A 22,705-nucleotide genomic window follows, 5' to 3' on the forward strand; every position below is an offset into this window, starting at 1 on the left:
CAACGCGGGTTCCATGGACTTGCAAAATGTGCTGGTGCTGCCCACCGGCTCAGACAGCCCCATGCCTTTATATAATTACGTCGCGCATCTCGCGCAAAAATGGAATGTCAACAACAACATTGGCATCGTCGTTGGCGCAACCCACCCGCAGATTATGAGCATGATCCGCGCCTCCGTACCTGATATGTGGATCCTCTCTCCCGGCGTCGGAGCCCAGGGAGGAGAGTTGGAGTCTGCATTGAAATCCGGGCTGCGTAAAGACGGCAAGGGAATTTTGCTCCCTGTTTCACGCGGCATCTCCCGCGCAGAAAACCCCGGCCGGGCCGCCGCCGAATTACGCGATCAGATCGTGAGCATTCAAAGATCACTTCATCAAAATTAAAAAGACAAACAGGATTTATGCCAGACGAAATTTTTCTTGTTTTTTTGTATAAATCCTAATAAAGATTTTTTATCTTTGTTTATCAAGGTGAATAAAAAAGGAACCTCACATGAATCAACTGGACTCAACTTTATCCTCCCTCGCCGATGAACTGCTTTCCGCAGGCTGCATCAAATTTGGCGAATTCACACTCAAATCAGGATTGAAATCCCCGATCTATATTGACCTGCGCCGCATCATCACCTATCCAAAACTGCTTCAGAAAATCGGTCTCGCTTATTTGCCGATCCTCGAAAAACTAAAATTTGATAGACTCGCCGGCCTGCCGTATGCCGCCATTCCCATCGCAACCGCAGTTTCTCTGCAGGGTAACTACCCCATGATCTACCCGCGCAAGGAAGTGAAAACCTACGGCACCAAAGCCGAGATCGAAGGTGACTTCAACGCTGGCGAAACCGCGCTGGTGATCGATGATCTCGCCACCACCGGCGGAAGTAAATTTGAAGCCATTGATAAATTAACGGCAGTGGGTTTGAAAGTCAAAGATATTGTTGTGCTCGTTGATCGTCAATCCGGCGCAAAAGAATCGCTCGAACAGGCGGGGTATTCCATGTACGCCGTGTTGACCATTACCCAATTGCTCGATTACTGGGAAGAAACCGGCAAAGTGGAAAAAGACAAGATCGCAGAGACACGAAAGTTTTTAGCACAAACAGGATAACAAGAAAAATCATGCCCGGATTAGCCGTCAACGTTGCCGTGATACACGAAAATAAAATACTTCTAACCCAACGCGAAGATTTTGAAACATGGATTCTCCCCAGCGGCGGCGTGGAAGATGACGAGAGTATCGCCCAGGCTGCGATTCGCGAAACAAAAGAGGAAACCGGGTTGGATGTTGAAATAACAAAATTAGTCGGTATCTATTCGCGTTTGGGGAACATGTCACCGGTCCACGCTGTTTTATTTACCGCCAGACCAATCGGCGGTGAAATAAAATGTCAGGAAGGCGAAACCATCGCAGTGGAATGGTTCTCCTTCGATGAAATTCCAAGTCCGCTTTCTGCGGGCGGGGAAAGATCGCAATGCCGCGGTCTGGCCGCATGAAATTCGTACCGGCATTTCCTGAAAATCACCCGGAAAGATTTGATGAATTCCAGTCGCTCAGGCCTGTCACGACAGAAATTTTATATACAAATGTTGGAACAGGCAGAGATTAAAGAAAAAGTTGAAGTGATGGGCGGATAGAAAATCCCATTCTCATTTTCTCTACAGTACAACCAGATTTTTTACCGCGAAGTTTAAAGACTATCTCCGCACACTTTGCGGGCTTCGCGGTTCATTTATGGCTTATGTATGGTAGAAAGTTCACATTTATTTGTTTAATATATAGAGGATAAACATGTATTCGTTAAAAGATAAAGTCGTCATCGTCACCGGGGCATCTTCAGGTATTGGAAAAGCCGCCGCGTATCAGTTTGCCGCATTGGGCGCACGCGTGGTACTGGTCGCACGGCGGGCGGATGTATTGGCTGAAGTCAAAAACGATCTGAGCCAATATGGCGATTCCATCCTGGCTGTTCCTGCGGACGTTACCAAAGAGCAGGACTTGCAAAACCTATACCGCACCGTGCTTGAAACCTTCGGCGAGATCGATGTGCTGGTGAACAATGCCGGTATATCCGTGGGCGGCGAGTTTCAAGAACACGACGCAGATGAACTCCGAAAAATGGTCGAGGTCAACGTGTATGCGCCCATGCGGCTGGCGCAATTGGTATTGCCTTCCATGCTGGAACGCAAGCAGGGTCATATCGTAAATGTCAGCAGTGTGGCTGGTCTGGTGATGTCTCCCGGACAGACCGCATACGCCTCCACACGCAGCGCGGTCATCGCATTCAGCCATGCTTTGCGGCGTGAAGTCTCGAGGAACGGTGTTCGCGTCTCGCTCATCCTGCCCGGCTGGACTCGCACCCCGATGCTCGACAAAATGGATTTGGAAGAAATGCGCGCAGTCAAAGTGTTGACTCCATTTACAACACTTGATGATCCCAGCGTTCCTGCGCGCGCCATTGTAGACTCGGTACTGCACAACCGCCGGCAGGTTTTACTGGGAGGCAGTCAAATTTGGGTGGCTGATTTCATGGGGCGCATGTCGCCCATCAGAATTACCGATTGGTTCTACAACTTTATTTTGGATAAAGCAAAATTGGTGAAGGTCATGAAGGATTTGGGATAAAACCAATCCACCTGCCAAAAGGAATATATGTATAACACCCTCCGTCCTTATCTTTTTCGTCTCGACCCCGAACGCGCCCACTCCCTCACACTTAATGCGCTGCGCCTCGCGGAAACATTCCGCCTTTGCGCTGGCTGCTTGAACAGCAATTCAAAGCGCCATCCAAACCGGTGGAAGCCTTCGGATTAACTTTCAAAAATCCTGTTGGCATTGCCGCCGGATATGATAAAGACGGCACCGCCATCCGTGGACTCTCTGCCCTCGGATTCGGCCACGTGGAAATTGGAACGGTCACGCCCAAGCCTCAAGCTGGGAATCCGTCCCCGCGCATTTTCCGCCTGCTGGAAGATGACGCCGTCATCAACCGCATGGGCTTCCCCTCACGCGGATCTGAATTTGTGCAAATGGAATTGAACCCCGCGCTGCGTATGAGTCTTGCAGAACGCATCCTCGGCTTCGATCCGCGCATCCGTGGATTTTCCCGCTTATCAGATGCCATGCTGGGAATCAATCTTGGAAAAAATAAAGATACTCCCAACGAAGAAGCCGTGTTGGATTATCTGGCCCTGCTGCAGAACTTTGCACCGTATGCCGATTACTTAACGATCAATGTCAGCTCGCCCAATACTGTGGGATTACGTGAACTGCAAGGCCGTGCCGCGTTGGAGAGTCTGCTTAAACATTTGCATGAGCAGCGTGTTCTTGAAGAAAAAAGACACGAAAAGCGTGTGCCGATCCTTGTGAAACTTTCGCCCGATATGACCAGCACAGAACTCGATGATGCCATCGAAGCCATCTTGAATGCACAGATGGACGGCATCATTGTTACAAATACAACTCTCGGCCGCGATGGATTAAAGTCAGACCTAAAGGGAGAATCAGGCGGATTAAGCGGCAGCCCGCTGACCGTTAAGAGCGAAGCGGTTCTTTATCAAACCCTGAAGCGGGTTAATGGCGCAGTCCCGATCGTGAGTGCGGGCGGCATCATGAATCCTGAAGATGCAAAACGCCGCCTCGAAATGGGAGCGGCGCTGGTGCAAATTTATACCGGGCTGATCTATCGCGGGCCGGGGTTGGTGCGTGAAATTCTACGCCATATATAACCCGCCCGTGGATTCCATCCAGTCGGCGATCTTTTCTGTGGCGGCTTGAATATCGTTGTCTGAAACATCCAGTTCGAGTCTGGGCAAAATGGATTCGCGCGCCAGTTTGCGGATCAACTCCTGCTCCTGAATGAATAATTGCAAATTATCATATTGTGATGGATTGCCCGAAACTTTGAGTCTTTCAGCACGCGCTGCTTCAAAGGATTCAGGGGAGCGGGTTAACAAAACAAGGCGGAAATTCAGCGGGAGCAGACGTTCCTCAAGCCAGCGAAAGTCATAATCCTTTTTATAAGTGTTCAACTGATACATGCGCGTGGATAAGTGAAAGCGGTCCACGATCCATGAGTAATAGCGTTGTAATTCAAAGAGCCTGACCCAGGTGGCGTAGGTTTCCATGGCGAGCGCTTCTTCCTGCGGCTCAAAGTTGATCAATCCGCGGCCCCAGGGAAAATTGGTGAAAGCGCACCATTCACCTGAGACGAGCGGCGAGTGATACTTGTATTTTCGCGGACCAACGACACGCGGATGTTCGTTGAGCGCGAAAGCGATGTCTGTTTTAAAGGTCAGGCGGGTGCCTTCGAGGATGATTTTTGGGGTAAGTTTGGGCATGGAGGGAATTATATGCCAATAAAACTCTAATAAGATTCTGAAACGATTCAATGCCATAGTTGTGGTATATTCCCGCACACAGGTAACCTTATGGAAGATAAAATCACAATCATAGAAGGTCCGCCCCCCATTTTTGAGCACGTCAATGATGGTTGGGCATTGGGCTTGAACGAAAGCCCGAGTCTATCTGTCCCGGCACTGACACGCTTGCGCACTTTTAACGGTCCCGCGCTTGTCGAAAGGTGCTATACAGCCTGGCATAACAAATCATCGATCCACCTGCATTATCGCGGTGAAACCGGGTTGGAGGAAAATGCTCCCATCCTCGCCGCGCGCAGCGTTGAGACTCCCGAGGGCCACGTGCTGCTCTTATGGGTATATCTCGACGGTGAAAACATCGAATACGAAACTGACTCCGGGGATGACGACCAGATCGACGATTTCCCAGATCTATAAAAATTTGAAAACAGACAGTCACCTTTAGGAAGGGTGACTGTCTGTTTTATTAATCGAGGACGAATGACAACGCTGCTTTCTTCAACTCAATCTGGTTCTCTTATTCTGACGCTGAATCGCCCCGAAAGAGCCAACTCATTTAACATTGAGATGGTGACTGAATTACAACGCGCTCTGGCCGATGCCGAAACAAATCCGCTGGTGCGTTGTGTTGTTTTAACCGGCAGCGGAAAAGTATTCAGCGCCGGTCAGGATATTTCTGAAATGAAAAAAGGCGGGGATATTTCCTATCGTGAGCATCTGGAAAAAACATACAACCCGCTGATTCTACAAATTCGTAAAATGGGCAAACCAGTCATCGCCGCCGTGAATGGACCGTGCGCCGGCGCGGCATTGGGTGTGGCGCTGGCTTGTGATCTGCGCATTGCGAAAACGAGCGCATATTTTGTAGTCGGCTTTGGCGGCATTGCACTTGCACCCGATTCAGGTGTTTCGTTATTGCTGCCAGTTTATATCGGATTGGGCCGCGCGCAGGAATATTTTTATTCCAATAAACCCATCTCGGTGCATTTGGCACATCAATGGGGCATGGTGAATCAAGTAGGTGGATTCAACTTTCAGACGCTGGTCAACCGGGTTGCGGGCAATCTGGCATCAGGTCCGCTGGAGGCGTTTGCCGCAGGGAAGAAAGCTTTCAACGAGGCGGTCATCCCAAATCTAGAGCATGTCCTTACTTACGAAGGAATTCTACAGGAAGAAGCTGGAAAGACCGCCGAGCACCGCGAGGGTGTGGCGGCTTTTCTTGGGAAACGAAAACCCAAATTCACATAAAGCCGGCGCGTATCCTTTGTTCAAGATTGAGGGTTTTAACTTGTAGCAATCGAAAAACGTCACTTTCCGTCAAAGTTAATCGGATTTATGTCATATTGACGGCTTTCATCTTTTCGTGTAAAGTTTAGTGGTAATTTGTCAACAACTTGGATTAAATATTTATGGCTCAGTGTATTGACATACTTTGTGCATAAAAGCGGGCGTCCCTGTCTGGGGTGCCCGCTTATATTTTCTCAACCTCTTTACCAAGGAGAACAACATGTCAGGACAAATCAATGCGTTCGAAATGGCACAGAAGCAATTTGACGGTGTTGCCAAACAATTAAAGCTCGATCCCGGCGTAGCTGAAGTGTTACGCTGGCCGATGCGTGAATTTTCATTCCGCATTCCGGTGCGTTTGGATGATGGTTCACTCAAAGTCTTTCAAGGTTTCCGCGTTCAGCACAATGATGCGCGCGGCCCCAACAAAGGCGGTATCCGTTTTGCAGCGAACGAAACCATGGACACCGTTCGCGCGCTCGCCACATGGATGACCTGGAAATGCGCCGTGGCGGATATTCCTCTCGGCGGCGGCAAAGGCGGAATCATTGTTGATCCCTCCACACTTACTGTAAACGAAAAAGAAGAAATGTGCCGCGGCTGGGTACGCGCCATGTGGAAGAACATTGGTCCACGCAATGATGTGCCCGCTCCGGATATCGGCACCACCCCTCAAATGATGGGCTGGATGATGGATGAATATTCACGTCTCGTCGGTCAATACACCCCCGGCGTATTCACCGGCAAACCGCTTGGTGGCGGCGGCTCTTTGGGCCGCACCGAAGCCACCGGCTATGGCGTGATCTACACCGTCCGCGAAGCGATGAAGCACCTTAACATTGATGGCAAAAATTCTGTCGCTGCCATTCAAGGTTTTGGTAACGTCTCTCAATATGCGGCTGCCGGCTTTGTTGAAATGCTCGGTGGTACGGTTGCCTGCGTTTCCTGCTGGGATCGTCACGACAAGAAAGCCTACACCTACAGCAAGAAAGGCGGCATTGATCCCCGCTTCCTGCTCACCATTGTGGATGAATACGGCACGATCGACAAGGCCAAGGCTCAGGATGCTGGTTACATCGTTGAAGACGGCGACGCCTGGATCACCAAGGAAGCCAATGTCTTGATCCCCGCCGCGATGGAAGGACAGGTCACAGCCGATACCATTGGCAAGATGTCCAAGGGCATCAAGATCGTAGCTGAAGGCGCGAACGGCCCCTGCACACCCGAAGCGGATGAATACTTCAAGAAGAACAACATCTTCGACATCCCCGATTTCCTCTGCAATGCCGGCGGCGTAACCACTTCCTACTTTGAACAGGTTCAGAACGATATGAACTTCTACTGGTCGAAGGAAGAAGTGCTCGAAAGACTCGACCAGAAGATGACCTCCGCCTTCAACAGCGTCGTTGATCGCAGCGAGAAGGAAAAAGTCTACATGCGCGATGCGGCCTACATGGTTGCGATCGATCGTGTGGTACAGGCCATGCACCTGCGCGGCTGGTTGACTGGCAAGCCGTAAGTAACAATGTAAAATGATTAAAGAGGATTTGCTCGCACTCTATTGGACACATCCTCGCACGCTTCATCCTTTAACTGGAAACTGATTCTGCTTTCTGGGGCAGAATCCCACCCAACATATTTTGATACAATCACCAGAAATTATCAATCACTTTCCAAAACTAACAAGAGGCCTTCATGTCCAAACAAACTTTCAAATGGGACGATCCATTCCTGTTCAACGATCAACTCACCGATGAAGAGCGCATGATCCGCGATACGGCGCGCAAATATTGTCAGGATAAATTAATGCCGCGCATCCTCGAAGCGAATCGCAACGAAACTTTTGATCGCACCATCATGGATGAAATGGGCAGCATGGGATTTTTAGGATGCACCCTGCCCGAAGCCTACGGCGGCTCGGAATTAAATTATGTCTCCTATGGGCTGATCGCCCGCGAAGTGGAACGTGTAGATAGCGGCTATCGATCTGCAATGAGCGTCCAAAGTTCGCTGGTCATGCATCCCATTTTTGCGTATGGTTCAGAAGAACAAAAGAAAAAATATCTGCCCAATCTGGCAAGTGGAAAATGGGTCGGCTGTTTCGGTCTGACCGAACCCAATCACGGCAGTGACCCCGGCAGTATGGAAACCCGCGCAAAAAAAGTGGATGGCGGATACATTGTGCATGGCAATAAAATGTGGATCACCAATTCACCCATCGCAGACGTCTTCATCGTTTGGGCAAAGCTGGAGGGCGAAATTCGCGGCTTCATTCTCGAAAAAGGAATGAAAGGCTTAAGCGCCCCGAAGATCGAAGGCAAGTTCAGCCTGCGGGCCAGTATCACCGGCGAGATCGTGATGGAAGAAGTTTTCGTACCCGATGAAAATTTATTACCAAATGTTTCTGGCTTAAAAGGCCCATTCGGCTGTTTGAACAAAGCCCGCTATGGAATTGCCTGGGGCGCCCTAGGTGCGGCTGAGTTTTGCTGGCATGCAGCGCGTCAATACACATTGGATCGTCCGCAGTTTGGGCGTCCGCTGGCTGCGAATCAGATCATTCAACTCAAACTGGCAAACATGATGACCGAGATTACATTGGGATTGCAAAGCACATTGCGTGTTGGCCGCCTGATGGATGAGGATAAATCCACGCCAGAGATGATCTCACTCATTAAGCGCAACTCATGCGGCAAGTCACTTGAGATCGCACGCATGTCACGTGATATGCATGGCGGAAATGGTATCTCAGATGAGTATCATGTCATCCGGCATGTGATGAATCTGGAAGCGGTCAACACCTATGAAGGCACACATGATATTCATGCCTTGATCTTGGGGAGAGCACAAACGGGGTTGCAGGCATTTTCGTAATTTGACGATGAACCGCAGACCATAGACCATCGTCCACGGTCTGCGGTCTATCGTCTATTTGAGTGGGGAATTTTGTCCGCTTTTTGGGTTTTCTCCGATATGTAAGTAGTGCTTGCATGAAGTCCTTTCGAGGTGACTTGTATGGAGAATGAAAATCCGCGGCGTTTGGATGTGGATTCCAAAATGGTTCAGCGTGCGCTGGAGGGCGATCGATCTGCGCTCGCGCATATGTATGATGCCTGCGCAAAACCGATCTATCGCTATCATCTCAGCCGCGTGGGTAATGCTCACAGATGCTGAAGATCTGACCGCGCAAACTTTTCTGGCGGTGATCGAATCTTTGGGGCGTTATCAGCACCGTGATAATTTCACAGCGTGGATCTTTCAGATCGCCCGCAATAAGCTGATGGATCACTTCCGCAGGAATCACGCTTACGGGGAGATCAATGAATCGGTCGTGGACCCAGCCCAGGGTGATGTGCTTGATGCGCTGGTTCGGGATGAGTCCCGCTTGAGGTTGAAGTCCCTGCTCCATTTGCTCGATGAAGACGAGCGTGAGTTGATCCGCCTGCGCTATACCGCAGAGCTTTCGTTCGTGGAGATCGCCCAATTGCTTGGGCGCAAGGAGGATGCTGTCCGAAAAGCCGTTCGACGCATTCTCGACCGTCTATCCATTCAGATGGAGGCGCAAAATGTCTGAACCCATTCGCTCATCTGAACTTGAAGAACTGATGAAAGATGTTGTCAACGTCCCTGAACCTGATGCGGAATTTATGAATTCCCTGCGCGCCCGCTTTATTGCGGAAGGACATGCAAGCGCAAAAAAGAATCAGGAGCTTCAAATGAAACAAAAAGTATTTTCGCTGCGCCTGACATGGGCGCTTGCAATTCTTGTATTGGTGAGCCTTGTAGTGCTGTTCACACGTCCCACGGTTGTGAATGCTTTGAAGAGATTATTTGGTTATGTTCCCAATATTGGCATAATCGATCAAACTGCTGAAGTACTGGTACTGACGGATCCGGTCACAGTCACTCGTGAGAGTATCACTGTCACAGTAGAGCAGGCTGTATTGACCAATGAAAAGACGATCATCGTTTATTCCTACATTCTGCCAGTAGATTTTTTCATCCCGGACAATACATCATTTGGAGACAGCCGTTCACCTGTATTGATACTGCCTGATGGAACACGGCTTGAACCCTTGGTGCGTCAGCGTCTCAACACCATGGATTGCCCTCAATGCTCAATGCGTTATGAGTTGGATTTCAGTGCTATTCCAGGCAATGTAACCGGCGCGGTCCTTGAACTTCCAAGCCTGGTGGCTGTTCCTGTTGAGTTAGCCCCGCAGGATTGGAAGTTCCAACTGAATTTCAAAGTTGCGGACTCATCGGATATTGTGCCCGTTATTCAGCAGGTGGTGACGCCTGTTCCAACTGTAATCGGCAGCGAACCCGCCAGTCCTGCATACGGCATCACCAACACGCTCGATAAATTTGTTGCCCTGCCAGATGGTTATATTCTGTATGGCAACATTTCGTGGACAGATCCCGTCATCCGCCCGTATGGTGCGAACTCCCACCTGGCCAGTATTAAAGATGCCAATGGAGTGGAAATCCCATTTGATTATGCAGATGCTGAAATGTATCCTGCTGAGGGTGAGTTACGCCAATATTGGGCATATAAGTTGAATAGCACGGATTTTGCCGCACCGCTGAGCCTGGCTTTTGTTGTAGAAGCAGCTCTCCCTGCAAATGAAGGATCATTTACTTTTGACCCTGGTCCAGATCCGCAGCAGTGGCAGAAATGGGATATTAATCAGGATGTGCTTGTGAACAATGAATCCGTCCATGTTCTTTCCGTGGAATATGCAGGCGAAGGATATTTCCTGTTCACTATGCAGTCAGACTCGAACATCATTGGCGCAGCGATCACTGACCTGGCACATCCTCCAATGGGCGGTGGTGGCGGGGGCGGCGGTGTGCCAGTGGTTGGAGATCCGTTTGGTGTTGGGTTTGGATATCAATTGCCTCTCCCAGAAGGTCCGCTTACACTGACTTTTACTCTCGTAGATATTCTCGTTCCCGGTGATTGGAACATTGTCTGGTCTCCATAAAGGAGTGTGTTATTTTATTTGAGATAAATGTGTGAGAAGATAAAAGTAAAAGGCCGCGAACAATTATTCGCGGCCTTTTACTTTAATTAAGCGAAATTTTTACGGAGATTTATATTCGCGATGACCTTCGAGGCAGGTAACTCCATCGGGGCCGACATTTGCATCATGGACGGTATCCGCTAACAGGTCGAGGCGGTCACCCGGATTTAAAGTCACCTGTTTGTTTAACAGGGGCAATCCGAAGGTGATGCTTCCGCTTACAACATAGATCACCTTGTTATAGCCGTGCTTGTGTGCCGAGTAAATATCATACGGCGCATTCGACCATGAGTATGGAGTCATTCCCTGCCCGGTCATGATCGCGAGCAGCAATTCTTCGGTCGGCGGGCTGGCCGACTCCCAGGGCGTCACTCGAAATGCGTTCGTTGTCATCTTGTTTTTTCCATCAACTCAATTCGGTTTCCAAACGGGTCGAAGATATGCGCGCGTTTGTAACCATCAAGCGGCGGTTGTGTCGTGTCGGTTTCAAACCCTGCGGATTGAACCTTTGCGATCAACCGGCTTAGATCATCCACGAGAAATGCGGGGTGCGCTTTGCGTGCCGGGCGGAAATCGATTTCGACCCCGAGATGTAGCTGTACTGTCCCGGCTTTGAACCATGCTCCGCCGCGGTTGGCTAATTCCGGCGGTTTGGGAATTTCGTGGAATCCCAACAAATTGATAAAGAATGCGCGTGCTTTTTCTTCTTCGCCCGCAGGCATTGCAATTTGAACATGGTCGATGCCGAGAATGTTCATTTTATTTCTCCGTTGGATACCCTGCTGCAATCCACGTGTTAAGACCGCCAAGAAGGGGTGTCACTTTGGTAAAACCATTGTGCAACATGAGGAACGCCGCACGGGCGCTCGTATGTTCATCTTGTCAGGTGCAGTAGGTGATGATCCATTGCGCTTTGTCTAATGGCACGCCTGCTGGGTCAATTTCAATTCCATCCAATGGGAAGGAGAGCGCGCCAGCGATGTGGGTTTCGGCATAAGACTCTGTGCTGCGTACATCCACAAGGATGGCTTGTCCATTATCAAGCGCGAGTTTGGCTTCTTCAACTGTCACGCGCGGCACATCGGCTTCTATGAGCGGCAATCCGGTTTGAGATTGATTTGGATAGGACTGGTTCGGATAGGATTGATTTGTTTCTGTTGTTTGCGGTGAGGCATTGCAAGCGGTGATCGTAAATAACAAAAGTAAAATTACGGCTAAGGTCTTTTTCATTGATTATCCTTGATTGTTCTTTTAAGTTTCGTCGGAGGGGTTACCTCCGACGAATTTGGGAAACTTATAACTCGCAATATCTTTCGACACGTTTGCCAATGATGGCGAGGCTGTCGGCCCAGAATTTCTTGGTGCGGATATTGATGCCAAAGCGGTCGGCGAGTTCTGCCGCGCGATTTTCGCCGGTGGATGCAAGCAGGTTCTTGTAATCGGGCACAAAGTCAGCGCCGCGTTTTTGGTAAATGGCATACAAGCCTGTCGCAAAAAGCAGACCGAATGCATATGGATAATTGTAGAAGGAGAAGCCGCTGCTGTAGTAATGAGGCTTCCAGGTCCACATGAATTTTTGCAGATATTTTTCATCGAGACCTTCGCCGTAGGTGGCTTTCTGGGCGCGTTCCATGATGTCGTTCAAGTCATCTGCGGAAAGCTCGGATTGTGCGCGGCGTTCGAAGACTTCCTTTTCGAAAAGATAGCGTGAGTAAATATCTACGATCACGCCTGTGGCGTTATTCATCTGCGCTTCGAGTACGGCCAATTCTTCCTGCGGATCAGTGACCTGCTTCAAGACGGCTTCGGTAACGATCGTTTCGCACATAATGGATGCAGTCTCTGCCAATGTCATCGGTGTGGACTGTTGCAGTTCGGTTTTGTTTGCTTGGTACGCACATTCGTTGTGGAAGGCGTGACCTAATTCATGCGCCAGTGTGCTGACCTGATCGAATGAGCCGTCAAAGTTGCTAAGAATGCGGCTTTCCTTCACGGCAGGAACGCCCATGCAGAATGCGCCGCCGCGCTTCCCTTCGCGTTGTTCGGCATCGATCCAGTTGTTGTCAAAGGCGCGTTGGGCAAATGCGCCGAGTTCTGGCGAAAACTGATTGAAGTTGCTTACGATAAAATCGCGCGCTTCTTCGTATGAGTATACTTTGTCGGTCTTGCCCATCGGAGCGGAAATATCCCACCAGGCGAGTTTCTCCTTGCCGATCAACTTTGCCTTGTGCTTGAAATATTTCTGGAACATCGGGAATGAATCTTTCATCGCGCCGAGCATGGCGTTAAGTGTGGCACGATCCATGCGGGCGAAATCGATCGAAGCGTGGACCGCATCTTCACGTCCGCGTTTTTTATCGAGAGTCAGCGTTTCACCCTTGACCCCGTTCATGCAGGCGGCCAATGTTTCTTTGACTGCCTCCCAGGCAATATTCTCCGCTTCGTATCCGCGGCGGCGGGTTGGTTCATCGGGATGTGAGCGCAGATTGATCAGCGCGGGCATGGGTAATTTCTGGGTTTTTCCATCCAGCTCAAAGTCGACGGAGAGCTGCGAGGTTAATGTCCCCTGCAATTTGCCGAAGGCATTGCCCCCGCTCAAAGTCAGTTCGGCGGCGAGGACTTCTTCCGCTTCGCTCATCATGTATTTGGATTGGTCAACGCTTTCATTGAGTGTGAATTCGTGTGCTTTGGCAGAAGCATTTGTCTTTGCGGCTTTCTTCACTGCGGCCTTGCCGAGTTTGCCGACCCATGCCTGGAATTTGGTATTGAGGATGCTCATCTGTACCGACATTTGTTCAAACTCTGAAAGGGCGCGCATGGCGTCTTTGTTGCGCGAGTCGGTGGTGACGTAGGAATAAATAAATGAGCCGAGGGTGCTGGAGAGTGTGAAGAGTGTATTGAAGCGGTCTACAGATTCGCCAAGCAGTTTGCCAAGTTTCTTCGGGTCGGTCTTTGAATCGGCCTTGTTGGCTTTCTTGAAGAAGGCTTCCATTTCATCCAGCAGGGATTTGTACTTTTTGATGGCGGACTTGAATTCTTTTGATTCGAGTGAGGGATAGACATTGGTCATATCCCAGCGAGGTGCAGAAAGTGTCATTTTGTTCTCCTTAACGTGAGATAGGGGTAGTATACCAAAGGGTTTGTGAACTTTTTTCCCTGTACTTCGTCTTATCTGTAATTGGATGAAAGCCGAAGCCGGTGGTTTTTCGGGCAAAATTAGAGTACAGTTAATTCATACATTGGAGGTGTTCTTATGAAACAGGATAAATTTCTGATCGGTATTTTGATCGGCATCGGCGCGTTGGTTGTTTTTGCGTTGACATTGTTTTTCACACGGCAGGGCAAGGTTGAATATATGGTAGATGATACGCCCGAAGGCGTGACTCATAATTATCTGCTTGCTCTTGTTAATAAAGATTATCAAAAGGCATACGGTTATCTGGCAGATTTGGATAACAAACCCACTTATGAAGAGTTTCGTCAGTCTTTTCTCAGCGGAAATACCAACCCTGATAGTGCGGGAGCAGATGTCGGTGCGGCGCAGATCAATCAGGATGTCGCATCAGTTGAGTTGACTGTCTATTATTCGTATAATGATCCGTTCTCTGCGAATACAGGCAGCAGTGATCGGGCATCTCTTGTATTGCAAGATGGTGTGTGGAAGATCACATATATGCCCTATAGTTTTTGGGGTTATGATTGGTATCAGATGAAACCGTAGGCAGAGGAGCAAACCATGAAAACGATTCGTAGACTTTATTTTTACGCAGTAGCCTTTATTAGTCTTGAAGTAATTCTTTGGGGCATGATCAGCCTTGTACGTTCGTTCTTTGGCAACCGTATTCAAAATGGTGTAGAGACCCTGGCGCAGGCACTTTCCCTGATCCTTGTCGGTGTGCCGATCTTCCTTTTTCACTGGATACTGGCACAGCGTTTTGCAGCAAAGGATGATGAAGATAAAACAGCCACGGTGCGCGCCGTATTTTTATACGGAATTTTGCTGGCCACGCTGATCCCTGTCACACAAAATCTGATTGCGTTGTTTACCCGTATTTTTCTATCCATCGCAAATCTTCAAGTTGACCGGGCCATTATCGGCGCTTCACAAACCTGGGTCGACAATCTGATCGCCATCCCGATCAATCTGGTCATTGCCGCGTATTTCTGGAACATCCTGCGTGTTGAGTGGACTTCCCTGACCGATACCGAGAACTTTTCAGATGTCCGCAGACTCTATCGCTTTGTATGGATGTTGTATGGCTTGTTGATGGTTATCTTTGGTGTGCAGCAAACTGTGAGCTTTATATTCTCATTGCCCACAAAACTGCTTGGGAATGTTGGATTCGAGTCCATTATCAATGCGATCGTTCTGCTGGTGGTTGGTGCGCCGATCTGGTTTTTCTCGTGGCGCATCCTTCAAAACGCTTTAGCTGATCCTGCTGAAAAGGAATCTTTTCTACGCCTTGGCATTCTCTATTTGCTTTCCCTTGGCGGTGTGATCACTGCCTTAACCGCCGGCGGAAATTTTATTTACACCATTCTGACCAGTATCTTTGGCGATTTCACCACCTGGCCGAATTTCTTTGCAGAGATCGGCTCATCCATTTCGCTGGGACTTCCCTTCGGCGTCATGTGGGCCTATTATGGAATTCAACTTAATCAACAATTTGCCTTTGATGAGAATCTTCCGCGCCGCGCAGGAAAGAAACGCATCTATTTTTATATTCTTTCCCTGATCGGTCTTGTGGCTGCTTTCTTTGGGACAGCCTCGCTTCTTTCCAATGTTATAGACCTGTTGACAGGTTCAGCTCATTTGGGCAATGGCGGCTTTGGCCGTGAAATTGCCGGTCCGCTTTCGGCTCTGATTGTTGGCGTGCCGGTTTGGATTTTGACCTGGCTACCGATGCAAATCGAGGCGTTCAACAATGGTGATGTTGGCGATCATGCCCGCCGCTCGATTGTCCGCAAATCTTATTTGTATTTTGTGATCTTTCTGGCTGTGATCGGCGGTATGGCTGCGGCGGTGGGATTGGTGTTTACGCTGATCAGTCAGTTGCTGGGCGGCGGTGACAGCGGTTTTGTCAATTCATTACTCGACACATTGCAGATACTGGTTTTATTTGCCATTCTGCTACTCTATCATTTCTTCTCATTGCGCAGAGATACCAACACGCGTGCCGGAGTGTTGGAGGAAAAACAGGAGAAATTCTCGGTATTGGTCTTTGATAAAGGTGACGGGAAATTTGGCGAAGCTGTAAAAGCCGCGTTCAAAAAGTCCGCGCCGAAGGTGACTGTCCTTGTGACCAACGCAAACGAAAAAGTGGCAGAGGATATCAAGGTCAACGCCATTGTTTTGCCGGGCTCACTGACGATAAAAGCGCCGGCTTCGCCAAATGTCGAAGCGTGGATCAACTCCTTTGACGGAACCAGGCTCGTCGTCCCGGATGAAGCGGCGGGCGTTTACTGGCTGAATGATTTCGGGCAGGCGGCTGATTCAGCGCGCGCTTTGGCTGAAGGGCAGGAAATCCGCCCGCAATCCGCAGCAAAATCAACGCCTGCGTGGGCATATGTTGCTTATGTTTTGGCAGCTTTATTCCTTTGTCAACTGCTTGCAATTCTCTTATCACTTGGCGTCTCAATGGTCGCTGGTTTTTAATGATATACTTTTGAAAAATTTCACTGCAATCGAGGGCGATAACCTATGAAAGTAACTGTCCTTCAAGAAAATCTGGCACGCGGTTTGAGTGTTGTCTCCCGCGCTGTTTCGCCGCGCAGTACGCTCCCTGTTCTTTCCAACATTTTGATCGCGAGTGATGAAGGCCGTTTACGGCTTTCTGCAACCAACCTTGAGTTGGGCATTACCTGTTGGATCGCGGCGCGCATTGATGAAGAAGGCTCCACCACGGTGCCGGCGCGTACCTTTGCTGATCTGGTAAATACTTTGCCTGGCGATCAGGTTCAGTTGATGTTGGATGTGAAAACACAAAGCCTGCATGTAAAAGGCGGCACATCGAACAACGATATTAAATGCATCGATGCGCAGGAATTTCCTCCATTGCCTGTGCCTGAAATGGACGGCGCTGTGCAGTTGAATGTGGCTGATTTTAAAGAGATGATTCAGCAGGTTGCGTTTGCAGCTTCAACCGATGAGGCTCGTCCCGTTTTGATGGGCGTGTTGCTGCATGTTGAAAAAGATAAGGTCACGATGGTCGCGGCTGATGGCTTCCGTCTTTCGGTGCGCAAGGCACAGCTCTCACAAGCCGTGGCACACCCGATCAATGTGATTATCCCGGCCCGTGCTTTGAATGAACTGGCACGCGTGGCGACTGACAGCGAAGAACCCATTTACATGGTGGTGCCCAAGAATCGCGGACAGGTTCTCTTCCGCGTCAAAGATGTGGAAGTGGTCTCGCAGTTGATCGACGGCACCTTCCCTGATTATCAGCAGATCATTCCGCGCAATTACAAATCACGCACTTTGGTTTCGACCGCGTCTTTGCTCAAGGCTTGCAAGCAGGCTGAGATCTTTGCCCGTGAAGGTTCAAATGTAGCGCGCTTCGATATCAAACAAGCCAATGGCGAAATGCAGCCCAGCGAAGTTGAGATCTCTGCCACCTCTGAAGAGACCGGCAAGAATGAAACCATTGTTGAAGCCACAGTGGATGGCGGCAGTGTCTTGATCGCCTTCAATGTGAAATTCCTGCGCGAAGCTTTGGAAGTTATCAAGACTCCAAACGTTGCGCTCGAAACATCCGCGGCCAACGCGCCGGGTGTGGTCAAGCCGGTGGGCGACGATAATTTCCTGCACGTGATCATGCCGATGCATTTGGGATAAAAATATAAAGTTGAATCAAAATCGCCAGACAGAAATTGTCCGGCGATTTTTTTGACTTAATCTACTAGAACATTTGTTCTGGTTAGAAAACGCTTCATTCTTAACTGTCACCTGCTCCTGTTTCCTCAAGCTGACTCAGCACTGGCAGTCGCTTGGTCAGCACAAGCCATAAGATAAACAAGCCCATGCCGATCCATGCGGTTGGCGCAGCAAGTGTTCCACCGAAAGCCATGTTAAATCCTGGCTTGAAAAATAAGATCGGCAACCCGGCAACTGCATTGACTGATCCGTGCGCCAGCGCCGCAACCCACGGACTCTTCGTGTTTAGATACAGCCATGAAAAAATGGTTCCAAGTAAAACACAAAAAACGATCATCATGAAAACACCCAGAACAGGATAGTCCGGATAGTTATGTCCCTGTGCAATTGCGGGTGCATGCCACACGCCCCAAATAATTCCGCTGATCAGAATCGCTTTCCATTGACCAAGCGGTAACAGATGCGGAAGTAAAAATCCGCGCCAGCCTAATTCTTCACCCAATGCAAACAACACATTTATGAAAGGCGCCAGTGTGATCGCAAACAAAATCTGAATCGCTACAATGGATTCAACGGGCACGGAATTTCCACCAGCGGCAGATGCCATTGCATCACGCAGCATCGTAAAACTTAGATCGAGTTTTGCCATACCGAAAAGCAAAGTGAGTAATCCGCCAAGGATGGATAATCCAATTGGCAATCCCCACGCCCAAAGATAAAAACGTTTTGGACCAAGCGTATTCAACCGTAAGCTCTTGAATGGTTGCTTCATAACGAACAGCGTTGTGATGATGGCCGCAATGCCTGGACCCCACATGGCGATTGCCCACAAGCCTTGAGTCATCAATTGTTTATTGACCGGTTCCATCTTTCCGAAAAGCAGCGGCGTCAGAAACAACGGCCACGAAATCAGGAACGTAATTAATGACGTTGATCTTGTTTGCATTTTCAAGAATGTGCGTGGACACAACTTCCCAGCCTTCTTCACCCCATTCATTCAAGAGTTGTTCCAACTCATCAGCCTTCACCCCAGACCATAATGAGCCGACAGTTTGTACACGATATTCCCATTTTGAGACTTCTTCAGCCATTTCAAACTCCTTATATTGTTGTGGAAACTTGATTGCTATTTTCAACAGAAGCCACTACAGAGGCTGTTTTTCAGGGTAGTTACTGTTTCACGTGAAACATTCAAGACTTTGTTTCACCGCGATACAACACATACGAATAGATCACCAGAAATAAACTGGAGCCGATCAGCGGAACGAACATTAGCCAGAAGGCTGTCATGCCGCCGAAGAATCCACCGAGGATCGCCAGCGCACCTGAAGCCATGAACAAGATCGAACCAATCTGATGCGTCTTGTCCCACACACTGTCACTGGACAAAGTCCACGGGGTGCGGATGCCGATGAAGAAATTGCGCTTGGCTTTCCGCAGCATGAATCCGATGGCGATGAACAACACGCCCATGAACGGCAGCATGGCGGTGCTCATCTTGAAATTTGAAAATCCGAGACTCCAGGCCAAAGTCAGCCCGTGGACGTAGAGCATGAAAGCCACGATCAGCACAATAAACAAATTGAAGCTCTCACGAAATTGTGCAATATTCGCCTTGAGCGGATCAACGCCCGGCAACACAATGAACAACGCCAGCATTCCCAGCGTAATGAGCGGCATGAGGAATACACCCCAAAACTTCGGCATGGTCCCATCCACTTCATCGTTGACATTCCAATGCGAAGCCATTTGATCTGGTAATTGATTCCAAAGAACGGCGCCCGCCAGCAAGGCCAGCGAAATCAAAATCAGCGCAATGATGGTTGTAGTTTTTGTAGACATTTTTGTTTTTCCTTTTCCAAACGTTTCACGTGAAACATTAACTGTTTACTAAGTACTGCGTACTAATTACTTTTCTTCCTTCGGTAAATTATTCTGGGCCATCGCGACCATGCCACTCAACCCGCCAAGATTCATCGAGTCCACTGCGGAAGACGGAACGATCACCAACGCGCCTTTTTCTTTCAAACCTTCAAACAACATATTCATCGCGCGCAAGTGCAATGCGGTGGGATTGTTGATATAAGCCTTTGAAGCCTCGGCAAATGAAGCCGCGATCTGCTGTTCCGACTCACCAAGGATCACGCGCGCCTGACGCTCTCGCTCAGCCTGCGCTTGGCGCGACATTGCATCTTCTAGAACCTGCGGAATTACCACGTCGCGGATCTCAACCGACTGCACTGTCACGCCCCAGGGCGTTGTGCGCTCGTCGATGATCTTCTGTAACTCGGCATCCATCTTTGCGCGGCCCACGAGAATATCCGCCAGAGTCATTTGGCCGATGATCTCGCGCAGCGCAGTCTGCGCCGCCCATGAAATCGCCGCGTTGTAATCAGTCACTTCAAGGGCGGCCTTCTCGGCATCCCATACAACCCAGAATAAAACCGCATCCACATCCACGGGCACGGTGTCTTTGGTCAGCGTTTTCTCGGCAGAAAAGATGTGACCGCCACACGATGATCGATCCACATCACAGCCGTGTCTATGATCGGAATGACCCAGAACAAACCCGGTCCTTTCAACCCGATAAATTTTCCAAGCCGCAGTACGATCGCCTTTTCCCATTGCGACGCAACTTTGATCGCGAATAAAAAGTAAGTTGCAATTCCGATCAATGCCAACATCACAGCGCCGATCGTCAGGTCTGATACCCGCGCCGCCTCGAGCAATACCGCAACCTTGATCGCGCCAATCAAAATGATCGCGAATATGAATCCGGCGATTGGCGGAATATGTTGATCATCTTTTCTTTTTTGGATTACTGACTTAAATAGTTTTGTATTCATTTTTAGATTCTCCTGATTAATTATGATTCACTATCTTTATCAAGCGCTTCTTTATTTAACTTGAAACTGTCTCTCACCATCTGGCTGACTTCTTTCTCTGAGAAGCCCAACCGAAAAGCCTCAGCAATGAATCGCTGCGTAAGCGCGGACAGCGATTCGTGTCTTAGCTTTTCGCTAACCTCTGGTGGCGGGATCTCCGAGATATATGTGCCGCGTCCTTGTTGGGTCGAGATGATCCGTGCTTCATCGAGGATGCGATATGCGCGAGCCACTGTATTAAAGTTGACTCTCAACTCCTGAGCCAGCGCGCGGACTGTTGGCAATTGGTCGCCTGGTTTGAGTATCTTGTTCACCAGTTGACTTTGTATCTGATTTACGATCTGGGTATAAATAGGTAAGCCGGAGTGAAAGTCTAGATGCAGGGGTAGTTTTTTCTCTGTCATAGATCATCCTTTATATTGTACTAATTGTATCATTGTAATAATTGTAGCCTTTAAGCGGGTTTTGTCAAGATGCAGGGCTTCCCTCTTCACCTGCTGTGAATCTGTCAGGATCGCTGAATCAATTTACAGTTAAGAAGGATGCGTTGTCTGCTTATTGTCCTCTTATAAATTTAAGATAATCGGCATGGTAGAATTTATGTAGTACTGCATGTTTTGTAAAATCATAATTAAATTTTTTAAACTCTACAGTTTGGAAAATTAGGCGGCGAGCAGTATCCGCATTCAATTAAAGGAGTGACAAAATGGAATCAAAAACTGGTACATGGACTGAGAAAAAAGGTTTGGCTCAAATGTTAAAAGGCGGTGTCATCATGGATGTGGTGAATGCCGAGCAAGCCAGGATCGCGGAAGAAGCGGGTGCGTGTGCGGTGATGGCGTTGGAGCGTGTCCCTGCTGATATCCGCGCAGACGGCGGCGTGGCGCGTATGTCTGATCCTGACATGATCTTAAAGATCATGGAGGCGGTCAGCATTCCAGTGATGGCGAAGTGCCGCATTGGACATTTTGTGGAAGCACAAATTTTGTAATCACTCGGTGAGGATTACATTGATGAATCTGAAGTGCTCACTCCTGCGGATGAAGAACACCATATCTTGAAGCATAATTTTAAAGTTCCGTTCGTTTGTGGATGCCGCAATATCGGTGAAGCCTTGCGCCGTATTGGTGAGGGCGCAGCGATGATCCGCACCAAAGGCGAAGCAGGCACAGGCGATGTAGTGGAAGCGGTTCGTCATGCACGTTCGGTGATCGGTTCGATCCGCCAATTGCAAACGATGGGCGATGAAGAGTTGATGACTTTTGCCAAGAACAACGGTGCGCCGTATGAATTGGTGAAGGAAGTAAAAGAGACCGGCCGTATGCCCGTTGTGAATTTCGCGGCTGGTGGTGTGGCGACTCCGGCGGATGCGGCTTTGATGATGCATCTCGGCGTGGATGGTGTCTTCGTTGGCTCCGGCATCTTCAAAAGCGGTGACCCTGCCAAACGCGCGGCGGCCATTGTGAAGTCTGTGACCTTTTATCAGGATGCATCTGTTCTTGCGGAAGTAAGCCGGAATCTTGGCGAGGCCATGGTGGGACGCAATGTTTCACAGATGCCCGAAGGCGAGAAGATGGCAGGACGCGGCTGGTAAATAATAGACAATGGACGATTGACCATGGACAATAATTTGGGTTATGGTCAATCGTCCGTCATTAATGGTCTAACATCATGAAAATCGGAGTCCTCGCCTTGCAAGGCGATTTTGCAGAACATATCTCCATGTTGAAGAAGATCGGCGTGGATGTAGCTGAAGTGCGTTTGCCAAAACATCTCGATGGCCTGGATGGCTTGATTATGCCGGGCGGTGAATCTACGACCATTGGAAAACTTTCAGTGGCTTATGGTTTGATGGAGCCGTTAAGAGAATTTGGAAAAAGCCATGCCATTTGGGGAACCTGTGCAGGCGCGATCTTTCTTTCAAAAGATGCAAAGTCTGATCAACCTTTGCTGGGCTTGATGGATATCAAGGTGCAGCGCAACGCTTTTGGCCGTCAGGTGGATTCGTTTGAGACAGATCTTGAAATTGACGAGTTGATGAAAGCCACCGGTACTGAACATGCGTATCACGCGGTTTTCATCCGCGCGCCGTTGATCGAATCAGTACATGGAAATGCAAAAGTGCTTTCGGCGCTTGAAGACGGGCGCATTGTTGCCGCACAGGAAGGCCATCTGTTGGCTACATCGTTTCACCCTGAATTAACAAACGATACACGGTTTCACGAATATTTTATTTCCCTGGCTTCATAGGATTTCCCGCAGA

At 49.2% G+C, this 22,705-nt stretch carries 24 protein-coding genes and 2 pseudogenes; 16 read left to right on the plus strand and 10 right to left on the minus strand.

Annotation, left to right across the window (positions count from 1 at the left end; genetic code table 11):
- The first annotated feature begins 13 nt into the window (after positions 1-13).
- The 5 genes from IPL71_RS12670 to IPL71_RS12690 all read left to right on the plus strand — a co-directional run bounded on the left by IPL71_RS12670 (position 14) and on the right by IPL71_RS12690 (position 3,721).
- Positions 14-382: an orotidine 5'-phosphate decarboxylase / HUMPS family protein gene (locus tag IPL71_RS12670; RefSeq protein WP_345322101.1), complete on the plus strand. Its 369-nt coding sequence runs from the start codon at positions 14-16 to the stop codon at positions 380-382.
- 109 nt (positions 383-491) lie between these two features.
- Positions 492-1,103 carry an orotate phosphoribosyltransferase gene (gene pyrE / locus IPL71_RS12675; RefSeq protein WP_345322103.1) on the plus strand — a complete coding sequence of 204 codons (612 nt, stop codon included), beginning with the start codon at positions 492-494 and terminating at the stop codon, positions 1,101-1,103.
- An 11-nt stretch (positions 1,104-1,114) separates the two neighbouring features.
- The gene (locus tag IPL71_RS12680; protein ID WP_345322105.1) at positions 1,115-1,489 is read left to right on the plus strand and encodes an NUDIX domain-containing protein; all 375 of its coding nucleotides are present in this window, start codon (positions 1,115-1,117) and stop codon (positions 1,487-1,489) included.
- 295 nt (positions 1,490-1,784) lie between these two features.
- Positions 1,785-2,618 carry an SDR family NAD(P)-dependent oxidoreductase gene (locus tag IPL71_RS12685; protein WP_345322107.1) on the plus strand — a complete coding sequence of 278 codons (834 nt, stop codon included), beginning with the start codon at positions 1,785-1,787 and terminating at the stop codon, positions 2,616-2,618.
- Between the two features lie 125 nt (positions 2,619-2,743).
- Positions 2,744-3,721 carry a quinone-dependent dihydroorotate dehydrogenase gene (locus IPL71_RS12690; RefSeq protein ID WP_345322109.1) on the plus strand — a complete coding sequence of 326 codons (978 nt, stop codon included), beginning with the start codon at positions 2,744-2,746 and terminating at the stop codon, positions 3,719-3,721.
- Here the strand turns inward: IPL71_RS12690 and IPL71_RS12695 are convergent.
- Positions 3,707-4,333, minus strand: coding sequence for a hypothetical protein (locus tag IPL71_RS12695; RefSeq protein WP_345322111.1), 627 nt, complete (start codon positions 4,331-4,333; stop codon positions 3,707-3,709). The genes IPL71_RS12690 and IPL71_RS12695 overlap by 15 nt on opposite strands.
- A 90-nt stretch (positions 4,334-4,423) precedes the next feature.
- On the opposite strand from IPL71_RS12695, the gene IPL71_RS12700 reads away from it, so the two are divergent.
- The 6 genes from IPL71_RS12700 to IPL71_RS12725 all read left to right on the plus strand — a co-directional run bounded on the left by IPL71_RS12700 (position 4,424) and on the right by IPL71_RS12725 (position 10,644).
- Positions 4,424-4,789, plus strand: coding sequence for a hypothetical protein (locus IPL71_RS12700; RefSeq protein ID WP_345322113.1), 366 nt, complete (start codon positions 4,424-4,426; stop codon positions 4,787-4,789).
- 63 nt (positions 4,790-4,852) lie between these two features.
- Positions 4,853-5,620, plus strand: coding sequence for an enoyl-CoA hydratase/isomerase family protein (locus IPL71_RS12705; protein ID WP_345322115.1), 768 nt, complete (start codon positions 4,853-4,855; stop codon positions 5,618-5,620).
- Between the two features lie 259 nt (positions 5,621-5,879).
- Positions 5,880-7,178 carry a Glu/Leu/Phe/Val family dehydrogenase gene (locus IPL71_RS12710; RefSeq protein WP_345322117.1) on the plus strand — a complete coding sequence of 433 codons (1,299 nt, stop codon included), beginning with the start codon at positions 5,880-5,882 and terminating at the stop codon, positions 7,176-7,178.
- A gap of 176 nt (positions 7,179-7,354) precedes the next feature.
- The gene (locus IPL71_RS12715; RefSeq protein WP_345322119.1) at positions 7,355-8,530 is read left to right on the plus strand and encodes an acyl-CoA dehydrogenase; all 1,176 of its coding nucleotides are present in this window, start codon (positions 7,355-7,357) and stop codon (positions 8,528-8,530) included.
- Between the two features lie 148 nt (positions 8,531-8,678).
- On the plus strand, positions 8,679-9,230 hold the full coding sequence (locus tag IPL71_RS12720) for an RNA polymerase sigma factor (protein ID WP_345322121.1): 552 nt from the start codon (positions 8,679-8,681) through the stop codon (positions 9,228-9,230).
- Complete coding sequence (locus IPL71_RS12725; protein WP_345322123.1) at positions 9,223-10,644, plus strand: hypothetical protein; 1,422 nt, start codon at positions 9,223-9,225, stop codon at positions 10,642-10,644. Before IPL71_RS12720 ends, IPL71_RS12725 begins: the two co-directional genes overlap by 8 nt.
- Before the next feature lie 99 nt (positions 10,645-10,743).
- Here IPL71_RS12725 and IPL71_RS12730 read toward each other — a convergent pair whose 3' ends face one another.
- The 4 genes from IPL71_RS12730 to IPL71_RS12745 all read right to left on the minus strand — a co-directional run bounded on the left by IPL71_RS12730 (position 10,744) and on the right by IPL71_RS12745 (position 13,780).
- The gene (locus tag IPL71_RS12730; protein WP_345322124.1) at positions 10,744-11,076 is read right to left on the minus strand and encodes a cupin domain-containing protein; all 333 of its coding nucleotides are present in this window, start codon (positions 11,074-11,076) and stop codon (positions 10,744-10,746) included.
- Positions 11,073-11,441 carry a VOC family protein gene (locus IPL71_RS12735; protein WP_345322126.1) on the minus strand — a complete coding sequence of 123 codons (369 nt, stop codon included), beginning with the start codon at positions 11,439-11,441 and terminating at the stop codon, positions 11,073-11,075. The genes IPL71_RS12730 and IPL71_RS12735 overlap by 4 nt, the downstream gene beginning before the upstream one ends.
- A 124-nt stretch (positions 11,442-11,565) precedes the next feature.
- Positions 11,566-11,913: a rhodanese-like domain-containing protein gene (locus IPL71_RS12740; RefSeq protein ID WP_345322128.1), complete on the minus strand. Its 348-nt coding sequence runs from the start codon at positions 11,911-11,913 to the stop codon at positions 11,566-11,568.
- A 64-nt stretch (positions 11,914-11,977) separates the two neighbouring features.
- Positions 11,978-13,780 carry a M3 family oligoendopeptidase gene (locus IPL71_RS12745; RefSeq protein ID WP_345322130.1) on the minus strand — a complete coding sequence of 601 codons (1,803 nt, stop codon included), beginning with the start codon at positions 13,778-13,780 and terminating at the stop codon, positions 11,978-11,980.
- A 156-nt stretch (positions 13,781-13,936) separates the two neighbouring features.
- Here IPL71_RS12745 and IPL71_RS12750 point away from each other — a divergent pair, with 156 nt between their 5' ends.
- Genes IPL71_RS12750 through dnaN form a run of 3 tightly spaced genes read left to right on the plus strand, consistent with a single transcriptional unit; the run spans position 13,937 to position 17,518 of the window.
- Entirely contained in the window at positions 13,937-14,404 is a 468-nt protein-coding gene (locus tag IPL71_RS12750; RefSeq protein WP_345322131.1) for a hypothetical protein, read from the plus strand.
- Between the two features lie 15 nt (positions 14,405-14,419).
- Complete coding sequence (locus IPL71_RS12755) at positions 14,420-16,339, plus strand: DUF5671 domain-containing protein (RefSeq protein WP_345322133.1); 1,920 nt, start codon at positions 14,420-14,422, stop codon at positions 16,337-16,339.
- Positions 16,340-16,384: 45 nt separating this feature from the next.
- Positions 16,385-17,518, plus strand: coding sequence for a DNA polymerase III subunit beta (gene dnaN / locus IPL71_RS12760; protein ID WP_345322135.1), 1,134 nt, complete (start codon positions 16,385-16,387; stop codon positions 17,516-17,518).
- Positions 17,519-17,618: 100 nt separating this feature from the next.
- On the opposite strand, the gene IPL71_RS12765 is transcribed toward dnaN, so the two are convergent.
- The 5 genes and pseudogenes from IPL71_RS12765 to IPL71_RS12785 all read right to left on the minus strand — a co-directional run bounded on the left by IPL71_RS12765 (position 17,619) and on the right by IPL71_RS12785 (position 20,846).
- Positions 17,619-18,425: a CPBP family intramembrane glutamic endopeptidase gene (locus tag IPL71_RS12765; protein WP_345322137.1), complete on the minus strand. Its 807-nt coding sequence runs from the start codon at positions 18,423-18,425 to the stop codon at positions 17,619-17,621.
- Entirely contained in the window at positions 18,409-18,648 is a 240-nt protein-coding gene (locus IPL71_RS12770; RefSeq protein WP_345322138.1) for a DUF4177 domain-containing protein, read from the minus strand. The genes IPL71_RS12765 and IPL71_RS12770 overlap by 17 nt, the downstream gene beginning before the upstream one ends.
- Positions 18,649-18,748: 100 nt before the next feature.
- Positions 18,749-19,399, minus strand: coding sequence for an SdpI family protein (locus IPL71_RS12775; protein WP_345322140.1), 651 nt, complete (start codon positions 19,397-19,399; stop codon positions 18,749-18,751).
- A gap of 66 nt (positions 19,400-19,465) precedes the next feature.
- Positions 19,466-20,241: pseudogene (locus IPL71_RS12780) on the minus strand (slipin family protein).
- A gap of 182 nt (positions 20,242-20,423) precedes the next feature.
- Positions 20,424-20,846: a GntR family transcriptional regulator gene (locus IPL71_RS12785; protein WP_345322142.1), complete on the minus strand. Its 423-nt coding sequence runs from the start codon at positions 20,844-20,846 to the stop codon at positions 20,424-20,426.
- Positions 20,847-21,148: 302 nt separating this feature from the next.
- Here IPL71_RS12785 and pdxS point away from each other — a divergent pair.
- A pseudogene (gene pdxS, locus IPL71_RS12790) lies at positions 21,149-22,036 on the plus strand (pyridoxal 5'-phosphate synthase lyase subunit PdxS).
- Positions 22,037-22,113: 77 nt separating this feature from the next.
- Positions 22,114-22,692: a pyridoxal 5'-phosphate synthase glutaminase subunit PdxT gene (gene pdxT, locus IPL71_RS12795; protein ID WP_345322144.1), complete on the plus strand. Its 579-nt coding sequence runs from the start codon at positions 22,114-22,116 to the stop codon at positions 22,690-22,692.
- The last annotated feature ends 13 nt before the right edge of the window (positions 22,693-22,705 follow it).

It is taken from the genome of Candidatus Villigracilis proximus (genome assembly GCF_016717045.1).
GTDB lineage: Bacteria > Chloroflexota > Anaerolineae > Anaerolineales > Villigracilaceae > Villigracilis > Villigracilis proximus.